This is a genomic window from Aliivibrio sp. 1S128 (genome assembly GCF_001691065.1).
Classification (GTDB): domain Bacteria; phylum Pseudomonadota; class Gammaproteobacteria; order Enterobacterales; family Vibrionaceae; genus Aliivibrio.
This window is the reverse complement of sequence record NZ_MAJV01000111.1, coordinates 115,617-126,115: the sequence shown is the minus strand read 5'-3', so window position 1 is coordinate 126,115 and position 10,499 is coordinate 115,617. Positions and strand designations below refer to the sequence as shown.

The window sequence follows — 10,499 nt, the reverse complement described above, 5'->3', positions numbered from 1 at the left end:
GTTTTACTTGACCACTACATAGATAATCTCTTTTCTTTTCATACTCTATATACTTTAACTTATCCTCAATTTGTATCTCTACATAGGATTTATGCTCAAGAAACTTAATGGAATTAAAAAGCGGCAGCAAACTTTCAAGAAAATTCCTTTCTCGCTCCAAGATGGGAACTCGACTTCCTGACCACGACCGAGTAGTTAGTTCATAATCTAACGTTTGAAAGTCCTCAAATTTATCATTTTCACTAAGAAATAAACCTAATAGTTCCCGCTTGAATTCTTCACTAAGGTATTGTGCAGAATTAAATAAAAAACACATAAATTTAATATCCGTTGCATTTTTCTTGACGGCATTACGGAAAAAATCATGTTTTTTCTGAACCATATCTTCCGATTCAGTTTTCCCTTTTTCTTTAGTGAATAACTTACTAAATATATTTTCTCTATACCTAAAAGCGTATTCATCCTTACTTTGAAGGTATTTTGCATAGTCTTCAATTTCTTGAATATAACCTTTTCTTTCCCATAAAAAATTTAACTCAGGCATATCTGTGTGTAAGTCTGGCCATCTTTCCTTTTCGTATATTTGATCGATCAATCTATATAAGAAATCAAACTTTTTATCCATAATAAGCTTTAGGGCATCGCCAGAATAATCCCAATAACGTTCTAGACTGTTAGCTGTAAGGTATGCGTCAAAAACCAACTCTTCATCTAGCTTAAATACATCAAACCATTTACCAAACATGCTGGAGTGTATACTAAAAAGTTGTCCCAATGGCCTTGCATAGTTAGTATCTTCAAGGGATTTATCTGTTAGCATTCTGACAACTTTGCAATATATAGCATCATCAATACGCTTATACTTATTTAAATAATCTAGCCCATATACCAACTCATTGCTTGGAGTATTGCTGATATGCTCTATTAATAAGTTAGCGTCATTATCAACAATAGATTCCTCTGGTAATAAAGAAAAATAAGTCGATAGCCATAGTTTCTTCCACCGATACTCTTTACTGTTTAACAATAAAAAAACATCTTCGAACGATTGAGTCTTAAACAGCTCAGTTAATATGTCATGAGGGCTTACTTTAAAAGAGTCATCATAATCCATGTAACTAGATACAATATCAGGAAAGAGTTCTGGTGCTGATTCAGCGATTGCACGAAGACTCATTTCAATTCCATTTTTTAAGGAGTAGTCCCTATCTCTACCCGACAATGCACTATTCAATTCCTTACACCTATCAATGAAATCAATGAAATTTGCTATTGAAATACCTTTAAAATGCTTAACTAAACTCTGATGGCGGTATTGATTGTATTCCTCATAACCCATTTCAAGCATGCGCCGTTCATGCCTGTCTTCAAGAAGTAAGTTTGAAAGTTTTAGCGTTTCATTAAAGAACTCTACTTTCCACTCCATTGGATAGCTCAATTCCAAAGATTCAAGGTGCTCACAATAATCTTGCATCATCATGCAGTGAGACAAATTACCTTTGTCCAACCTTTCAACAAAGTATCGTTCAAAAAAAGGAAGATCAGCCTCAGCCATATCCGCTCCTTCATATCTTGCTCTGCCTATGTACTCTTTAATTACGTCAATAACGAAAGGTTGCAACTCATCCTTATCCATTAAAAAAGATAGGTATGAGATAATTTTATCTCTTAAAGCGAGTAGGTATTCATCAGGAGATAGTCTAAAAGTTATAATACTTATTGCATCACCGCGAGACCACTGATGCTCTCTGTGCTCAACTTTTAGCAGGTAACTAGCCGTTAGAATAAAAAGCCGACTAAATAAGTAGCTCTCCCCTTTGTCCATTTGTTCTATCAACTTATCAACAATAAACGATTGAACATAGTAACCGTATCGACAATCATCAGGGCTAAAGTTATAACGCTCAGAAAACGCTCGTATAACAAAGCCTAGAGATGCTCTACTTTTAACAAGGTATTTGAGCAGTAACTCAAAAGACATTTTAAATTCTTGTTCATCATAAAATCTAAAATTTGTTAACAAACTGACTGGAGATGATTTACCTGCCTCGCTCTTAGACTCTTCATAAGATTCGTTTTTCCAATCAATATCAACCTCCGGCATGTTGTTGATAGTGTTTGATGAATAAACTAATGCTTCAGTTGGTAGAGCGAACCAAAAAGTATTTAAAAACTCTATTGATTTATCAATGCTCTCATTTTCAGAAAAAATTTCAAAAATATCTTTAATCTCACTTCTAATCCCTGCAACAACCTTTCTTTGATCAAATGCACTGATAATGGGATTAAGCGAGTCAACAATTGTTCTGGTGTAGTCTGGATAGAAATCTTTAACAATTGATGAAAATGGTATTATCTTTTTTTCAAAGATGGCTATATAAAAAAGGTAAGTAGATAAGACTTGGTCGGATATTTTTACCACTTCATTTTCATACAAATCTACCAACTCATTTTTATGCAAGACATCAACAAGTTCCCAAAACTCCTCAGCCTGTATACCGAAAGAGCTCTCTACCATTCTCATTTGTTGTTCATTAAGCTTGTCAATTTTTCTAAAAAACGAAATAGCACAAGCCGCGAGAACTAACCTTTCATCTTCAAGAACAAGTTTTACGTTTTCATTCTCGCCAAAGTAATCGCTATACAAGGACGTGACATTTTGAATGGATTGTATTTGATTTGTCTCTATAGCAACTTTTGATGCCATTACAGCCAATCGCGGATTGCCACAGGATATTTCTTGTATCCGTTTTTGATACCCCCCATTTTTAATGCCAAACAATGATTCAGTCAGTTCTTTAATTTGTTCGTCGGTTAACGGAGTAATAACCTGCTCATGAAGTTCAGTGTATTTTCTTACTTTTTCTATTACAGAAGTTCGCGCATAATCTCTCACCGTGGCAACAATGCGAAAACTTCGATTCTCATCTTTTTCAGTTAGATAATGAAGAATATAATCAAGCCTGTTATCCAATCTGTTAGCATCGTCAACAAAAATTAAATAATCACCAGGCTCACTAAAGTACGCAGTAATATCCCTTATTAGGTCTGCTCCTTTATCAAAAAGACAAATAACATTAGTGTATTCATTATCTTGTAGAATTCTTTTTGCCAAAGTGACTGAAAATAGTGTTTTTCCTAATCCAGCAGCACCTGATACAAGCAAGAAGTTTGAGGACTCCAGTGTTCTAACCGCATTACTTAACAGGTCGTCACAGAAGAGCAATTCATTGTCGATAGACGTTGTAAAGTTACTCCTACCGTACCTCTCGATAAAATCATTAACGCTTAATAATTGGCCAGTATCTAAAGGTAAATCTAAATATGTTTCCGATAAGACGGGGTAGGAATTTTTAATACTTAAAGAAATTGAATCTAACCCATTAAGAGTTAACATTACTCCTCTACCGTAGCAAAGAGTTCTGAGTTGATTGATTTCTTCCGTTGATAGTTTAGCCAGATAGCATATGATTATTTCGCTGATTTTATCTACGGAAATGCTTGTTTTATTTTCGTCAAAACATTTTTCAATGTCGTCTGTTAGTTTATTCGCTAAACGAGCCTGCTGAACTGTATACTCTGAAAAAATGTATTTTCCATTTGCCTGCATTAGTAAACAGTCTGGTGTACCTTTGACCACTCTATCGGTAGTGTCCATCATTCCGATTGGATTTATATTTTCAAACCCCTTTCGATGAAGCCAATCATCGCAGAGCCTTTGAAATTTTCCACCTTCTAGTTCCAATAACTTGGACTTAATCTGATTTTGGCTTCCCATTTATACATCTCTCTAGCATCACTGACGAATACACAATAAAAGTTGATTAAAACTATTTTAATATCCTAAACAAATCAATATTTTTAGTTTGATGCATCGATCCATTTTCTACAATCTAATTGGTCAATGATTGATTAAATACGGTTATTCACAGAACCCCAAGTTAAACAGCATGGCGCAACGTTGAAACAATACGCCATTGCATCACTCTTGTGATGACGTCACGTCCATAACTCGATACTCCCTTCAAACAGCATAACAATTCTTCACAACAATAGAGACTGGCTTTAATCACAACACTTTCATGGTCGATAGAATATTCATAGTGTGTTTGAAAGACTTGCTCTTTACGCAATGAAAACACATCGCCCTTTAATTGAGTAAAGGTTTTCCAGTCCCTTCTATCTGCCGTCTCAACGATGGATTATGGGGTGTCAGATAGTCAAAGCGTATCTTTAAGATGCCTTAACTCACGCCACACTGCCACAGAGCTGCCACCTAATTACTGAAATTGTCGGATACCCCAACACGAAACCCACGCATCCACACGTGCCACAGCATCTTTCGGATGCTTCATCATACACACCAGAACTCAAATCACAGCCGTCTATGTTCTTTGAAATGTACTATCAGCTCAATCGGATAAATTTGAGTAGGGCAAATTCAGATGAATAAAATATGAATGAGTAAAAGATCTAACAAGGAATGGGGCAGAAATGAGTTAGAGCAATTGATAATTCCCCTCTAAAACCACTTATTACCAAAAAAACATAACGAGTACTTCGACCACCCGCACCTGTTTTAACCAAACAACCAAGCTCTACTAACGCAGCTAAATGCCGAGATGCAGTGGGCTTACTTACCTTTGCAACTTTATGGTATTGAGAGGTGTTAATGCCATCTTCAAAATCGCCATCTAGCATTCGGTTAAGTACTTTGGCTTGCTCTTCTGTCAGCTTGGTTCAATGCACAACCGTCAATATAGAACTTGCATTTATCAACCAGTTAATCCAAGATCATTTTGTAGGCACATTAAGCCTACAAGGTAAGAGAGAGACTAAGTCGGATTGAAAATCCTCTCCTCCCGCTGACTAAAACAGCATTTTAAGCGAGTAATGTCGGGTTAAAGTGTATGCCAGTGACCATGCAAGACATGGTGTTAACTAGGTAATCCGGAATGAATTATAAAAAAGGATGTAGTAATGAATAAACCTGTTGATGCAAAGTACCATAATTTACTAGGTATTATTTCTACTACTTTCTCACAAGGTCAAGCGAAAACAATCTCAGCTATTAACGCTGGATTAGTCATGACTTATTGGAAAATTGGACAACATATAGTTGAGTTTGAACAAGAAGGCCAAGTAACCGCGCAGTACGGAAAACAGTTGATCACCAACTTAAGTCGAGATTTAAAATTAGCCCATGGTAAAGGTTTTAGCCTTTCTAATCTGAAGAGATTTCGTCAGTTTTATCTAGCAAATCGAAATGGTGCGACACTGTCGCACCATTTGAGTTGGTCACATTATGTAGAGTTATTAAAAATTGATAACACGACAGAACGCGCGTTTTACATGAATCAAGCGGTTAATGCTAATTGGAGTGTAAGAGAACTTAAACGCCAAAAAGAAACCGGCTTGTTTTTGCGTTTAGCGGCAAGTAAAGATAAAGAAGAAGTTATCGCTCTTTCACAGCAAAATACCTTAGTTGCTAAACCTGAAGACATAAACCGTGATAGTTACGTTTTTGAGTTTCTTAATCTGCCAGAACGAAATCACTACAGCGAAAAAGACTTAGAAACTGCCCTATGTGAACACTTAGAACATTTCTTATTAGAGTTAGGCAAAGGCTTTACCTTTGTTGGCCGACAATACCGAATTACATTAAATAATAGTCATTACAAAGTTGATTTAGTTTTTTATCACCGTATTTTACGTTGTTTTGTGCTCATCGATTTAAAAATCAATGACGTTAAGCATCAAGATATTGGTCAAATGAACATGTACATGGGTTACTTTGCAGCAGAAGAGAATATCGAAGGAGATAACCCACCTATCGGAATTATCTTAAGCAAAGATAAAGATGAACTACTGGTAAAGTATGCGACCTATGGCATGGATAAAAACTTATTTGTGCAAAAGTATCAGCTGTATTTACCTAATGAAGAAGAGCTGCGCCGAGAAGTGGAAGCGACATTATCAGAGCAGCGAGAGTCATTAAAAAATAAGCAGTGATTCTAGGTACTATTCGTACCACAAATGCATATTACTGAAAATACAGGGATAAATTGATCTGGGTATTTGGGTGTGAATTAGACACGACTAAACTGTCTGCCCCCCAAAACATAACGAGTACTTCGACCACCTGCCCCAGTTTTAACCAAACAACCAAGCTCAACTAACATTGCTAAATGCCGAGTTGCAGTAGGCTTACTTACCTTTGCAACTTTATGGTATTGAGAAGTGTTAATCCCATCCTCAAAATCGCCATCTAACATTCGATTAAGCACTTTGACTTGCTCTTCTGTCAGCTTGGTTTGATCAACCTTGCGCCAAAAGTTGGTTTTAAAAATCGTTCTGTCTATTTCGTTAAAGACTTCAGCAAACGTACTATCAAGGGTTTCAAAGAACCATTGTAGCCAAGCGGTAATATCTAACTCCCCCTTTTGGGTTTGCTCTAAGATCTCATAATAGCTTTTTCGGTTAGCCAAGATACCAACCGACATAGCATAGAATCGAACCGATTGCTGCTCGGCTTGAGCTAATGCGAGATCCGTAAGTAGACGAGTAATTCTTCCATTACCATCATCAAGTGGATGAAGCGTCACAAACCACAAATGCGTTATTGCCGCTCTTAATAGCGGATCTAGTGAGGCGTCACTTTTTGACGTATTAAACCAATCAATAAACTGATTCAATTCAGCATCAAGAATATCTCGACTTGGCGCTTCAAAATGGACAACAGGACGATCAATGCGGCCTGACACGACTTGCATAGGCGCATCACCACGAAATTGCCCACCCACCACAGGGTTAAACATGGTGTAGCCTTGAGGAAATAAGCGATTATGCCAGTGTAAAATACGATCTAGCGTTAAAGAGGTGTCTAAGTTTTCTACCGCATCAAGCATGATCTCGGCAAGGCCATCAGTCTGTTCTGTAGTAGGAAAAGGGCTTTCTTCACTTACCCCTAGCTTATTCGCTAAAGAAGAACGCACCGAAAACGCATTTAACGTTTCACCTTCAATCGCGCTTGAGTGAACAATATTGGCAAGTAACGTATCAAGCATGGTTTTTTCTTGGTCTTGACTCGTCATCTTCCCTAATAAAAGCCCTTGGTTAAATCTAACCGACCTTAATAACGGTTCAATAACGCGTTCATTCCAATAAAAGTGAGGCCATTTATCTTGCTGCCATATCCACATAATGCTTTCCTCTGACTCAATCTCGCTTAATCTAATCACAGTATGATGCGAATAGTGCACTTATTCAACTCATTTTATGATGCGATTAACACCTCTATTCACATCAAAACGTGATTCGATTAGAGGTGTTATTCAGCTCACGATAAGCCAAAACCAATTTCTATTACGTAATCCCTTGATAGTGATACAATCGCCGCATCAGAATTACCGAGAAACTCTATGTTTATTCATCATGTTAACGACATCGATTGGCTAGTGATTACAGCTTTTGAAGAACTAAAAACGATGTTTATCGAAGAAGCAGGTACGATCCCTTCTTGCTTCTCTACCACCAGTGAATTGAGCCTGATTGATCAAGCCAAGCGCACTTATGGATATTTGCCTACATTCAGCGGCGTAATCACAGATACTGGCACTTTCCAAAGCCAGAATAATGAAGAAGATTTGAACCCACAGCTTGCCTGCCTAGTTGAGGGGCGTGGTCGAGTATTTATCTATCACGGCGGCTTTGTCGCGTTTGTGGATGACGAGCAAACCTTTATTACCCGAATGGACTGAAAATAGCGGTATCCCTAGACTTTAGTAAGCAAGCTATTCGTCGCCCTAACTCAGAGGGCAGACAGTAGTCTTCAGGCTTTATATCAAAACTCGTCATATAAAGCCTTAGATCCCCACGACCAACTCGATTCACTTTACTTTGATAACCGCTACTCGCGATTTTTCTGCGTATCGTAACTGATGTGTTTATCTACGTTCTTTAGTTGAACCCCAACCTTATTAAACGCCTTTTGGATAGCTGTTGAAACATGGAACTGGTCTTCTCCCATTAAAAAGTTTGCTCTATCTTGATTCGTTTCGAATACGCAAACAATTTTTAAGCTCTGCGGAAAAGAAGAGAATTTGACTGTATGAGTCACCCAAAGAAAACCCCCGTAGCCTTTTAACGTATCTTCACAAACTTCGGTTAACACGTCTCTAATTTGATTTTCGATCTTCTTATCTGATTTACGCATAAAGTAAACTTCCTATTTAACACCTTTAAAAACGTTTTCGGTCAACATTGTCTTAAACGATATTGAGCACTGTTGCTGTTTCAAATGCAAAGTATTTATAGTAACACTTGAAATTTCACCGTGTGGGACTGTGGTGGATAAGTAAATATCGCCATATGGTTAGAGTTATAAATATTGGGAAAAGTAAGTCAAACAACAGAGTTTGAGATTGGAGTCGAGGAGTTAGATAGACAGTAAAAAGCCGCAGTGAATGCGGCTTGATATTGGATAAACTTTTATTTTACGCGCGGTAACGTTACTTTGCTTTTGCTATTGCGTGCTGCTCTGCAATGAAAGCGATCTCTTTATCATTTAAGCAAGATTTACTGACATATTGGCGCTGTTTACCCATATGAAAGATAAACCCTAAATCGCTTTGTTCAAGTTGATCAATTTCACTCCAAGCGATATCACGGGTGATTTTAGCACTTTTATAACTCACTCCTTTAGCATCAGCCTGAAACACCACTTTAGTGCCAGAAAGCGAGCTGATTTTTTGTCGCCATAACCACCACGTTCTCTTAAAGTAGATACTAAGCCCCTCAATAATACTCAGCACAATAAAGAACCAACCAACATACCCATTAGGTAATAGTTCAAGTCTTAATAAAACCACACCAAAAAGAAGAAAAAGAATTCCTTTTAAATAGGCTTTTGGAAATTTAACAGGGTGACTAGTTTGATCATAACACTCGGCAAAGAAAGTCTTGTCGAGAGTGTATTCTGTGGTGACACTAAAATCTTTAGACATATAGGGCTACTTTACTGTTTTATGTGAATGAGTCTCTATGCTGCGATCTCGCAACTCAGGCATTGTACCGTTTCTTAATGCTTTTCTACATTCAAATATATCTTAAAGTCGATTAGGTATATAGAATCAGCCCAACGAAAATCAGTGAACTCTATAGGGAAATCAAATGGCGTATGAAGTGCTAGATGTCAGTCAATGGGCACGAGCTCAACACTTGAAATTTTATCAAGGTTTTAGTCACCCTTGGTATAACATCTGTTCCAATATCGACGTAACCGCCCTGCACCAATATTGTAAGCAGCACAATCACCGTTTCTTCCACGCTTATCTTTACCTAACTCAGCAAGCGCTAAATAAATGTGAACCGATGAGCTATCGCCTTATGGGTGAAGAAGTCCGCATTTACTCGCCTATGTGTGTCAGTGTGGCGCTACTCGCCGATGATGATACGGTGCGTTTTTGCGATTTAGACCATGAGCCTACGTTTTCTGATTTTACAATCAGTGCCACCAACGCTGAAACTCGGATTAAGAATACGCCCTTTATTGTTGAGCAGTTCATTGGCCAAGAAATGAAGCAGAACACGATTCATTTAACCGTATTGCCATGGGTCGATTTCACTAGTATGACTCATGCTAGAGACGTTAACTTCCCTGACAGTGTGCCAAAAATGGCCTTTGGGAAATTGGTTCAACACGGTGATCAATGGCGTATGCCACTGTCTGTTGAAGTGCATCATGGTTTGATGGATGGTTTACACGTGGGGCAATTCATACAGACATTACAAGCGATGTTTGATAATCCATCACAGCTTGAACAAGCTAAATAAGGTTTATACCTCAACTAAGATGAGCGGTAGTGCGCTCATCTTAAATAATATCCTCTGGAAGGGATATCGAGTTCATTATCCCTTCCAGAGGATATTTAAGGATTCAATTCTATTGACGATCTTAACCATCCATAAATTGACTTTTTGCCGATGAACAGACATGACCTTCTTGTGTAATTTTGCTTTGTAATACATGTAAATTACGTCTGCTACTTACCCATTCCGCATGAACTTCAACCTTCACTCCCAGTTTTATTGGTCGGTGAAAACGAGTAGACAAACTAACCGTCATTGCATGAATTTCATAGCTATATAAACAATGCAACATCGCACTGTCATGCAATGCTGTAATTAACCCTCCTTGCATAACACCGTCGTAACCCTCAACTTTTTCTGTTGGTATGATCTCGGCATATATTTGTTGGTCATTACTCACTTGAAAAATTATCGGCTGTTCAGAAAAAAAGGCATGCTGGCAGACACAACATTGTTGATGATCCTTAGGTATAGAGAGTGACATTATCCACCTGTAACGTTCGTTAATTTCATGGATAAACTATAACGCCACATTATTAGCATATGCCAATAATTATTTCGTATTCTAAGATCCCATATATAACTCATGTTTTCTGATATATCACACTGCTCAGTAGTAAGTCGATTAA

9 protein-coding genes and 1 pseudogene are annotated in these 10,499 nt (G+C 37.7%); 3 read left to right on the top strand and 7 right to left on the bottom strand.

The genetic code is table 11. The annotated features are described in order from the left end of the window. The 3 genes and pseudogenes from A6E03_RS16230 to A6E03_RS16225 form a co-directional block, all read right to left on the bottom strand. A partial coding sequence (locus A6E03_RS16230) for a DNA replication protein (RefSeq protein WP_065601282.1) occupies positions 1–3,778 on the bottom strand: 3,778 nt, incomplete at its 3' end. Positions 3,779–3,941: 163 nt separating this feature from the next. Next, positions 3,942–4,142, bottom strand: a complete 201-nt coding sequence (locus A6E03_RS20115) for a hypothetical protein (protein ID WP_141677295.1) — start codon at positions 4,140–4,142, stop codon at positions 3,942–3,944. A gap of 331 nt (positions 4,143–4,473) precedes the next feature. Next, positions 4,474–4,740 (bottom strand): annotated as a pseudogene (locus tag A6E03_RS16225) (hypothetical protein); the annotation flags it as partial. 240 nt (positions 4,741–4,980) lie between these two features. Here A6E03_RS16225 and A6E03_RS16220 point away from each other — a divergent pair. Next, on the top strand, positions 4,981–6,012 hold the full coding sequence (locus A6E03_RS16220; protein ID WP_065601280.1) for a YhcG family protein: 1,032 nt from the start codon (positions 4,981–4,983) through the stop codon (positions 6,010–6,012). A 77-nt stretch (positions 6,013–6,089) separates the two neighbouring features. Here the strand turns inward: A6E03_RS16220 and A6E03_RS16215 are convergent, their stop codons facing one another. Beyond that, positions 6,090–7,202 carry a Fic family protein gene (locus A6E03_RS16215; protein ID WP_065601279.1) on the bottom strand — a complete coding sequence of 371 codons (1,113 nt, stop codon included), beginning with the start codon at positions 7,200–7,202 and terminating at the stop codon, positions 6,090–6,092. Between the two features lie 219 nt (positions 7,203–7,421). On the opposite strand from A6E03_RS16215, the gene A6E03_RS16210 reads away from it, so the two are divergent. Next, the gene (locus tag A6E03_RS16210) at positions 7,422–7,760 is read left to right on the top strand and encodes a cytosolic protein (RefSeq protein WP_065591490.1); all 339 of its coding nucleotides are present in this window, start codon (positions 7,422–7,424) and stop codon (positions 7,758–7,760) included. Between the two features lie 149 nt (positions 7,761–7,909). Here the strand turns inward: A6E03_RS16210 and A6E03_RS16205 are convergent, their stop codons facing one another. Together A6E03_RS16205 and A6E03_RS16200 are read right to left on the bottom strand one after the other, a co-directional pair. Further along, the gene (locus tag A6E03_RS16205) at positions 7,910–8,215 is read right to left on the bottom strand and encodes a Fis family transcriptional regulator (protein WP_065601278.1); all 306 of its coding nucleotides are present in this window, start codon (positions 8,213–8,215) and stop codon (positions 7,910–7,912) included. Positions 8,216–8,510: 295 nt separating this feature from the next. After that, entirely contained in the window at positions 8,511–9,005 is a 495-nt protein-coding gene (locus tag A6E03_RS16200) for a YcxB family protein (protein WP_065601277.1), read from the bottom strand. A gap of 166 nt (positions 9,006–9,171) precedes the next feature. Between A6E03_RS16200 and A6E03_RS16195 the strand changes: the two genes are divergently transcribed. Continuing rightward, on the top strand, positions 9,172–9,834 hold the full coding sequence (locus A6E03_RS16195) for a CatA-like O-acetyltransferase (protein WP_065601276.1): 663 nt from the start codon (positions 9,172–9,174) through the stop codon (positions 9,832–9,834). A gap of 121 nt (positions 9,835–9,955) precedes the next feature. Here the strand turns inward: A6E03_RS16195 and A6E03_RS16190 are convergent, their stop codons facing one another. After that, positions 9,956–10,354, bottom strand: a complete 399-nt coding sequence (locus A6E03_RS16190) for a PaaI family thioesterase (RefSeq protein WP_065601275.1) — start codon at positions 10,352–10,354, stop codon at positions 9,956–9,958. Positions 10,355–10,499: the final 145 nt, after the last annotated feature.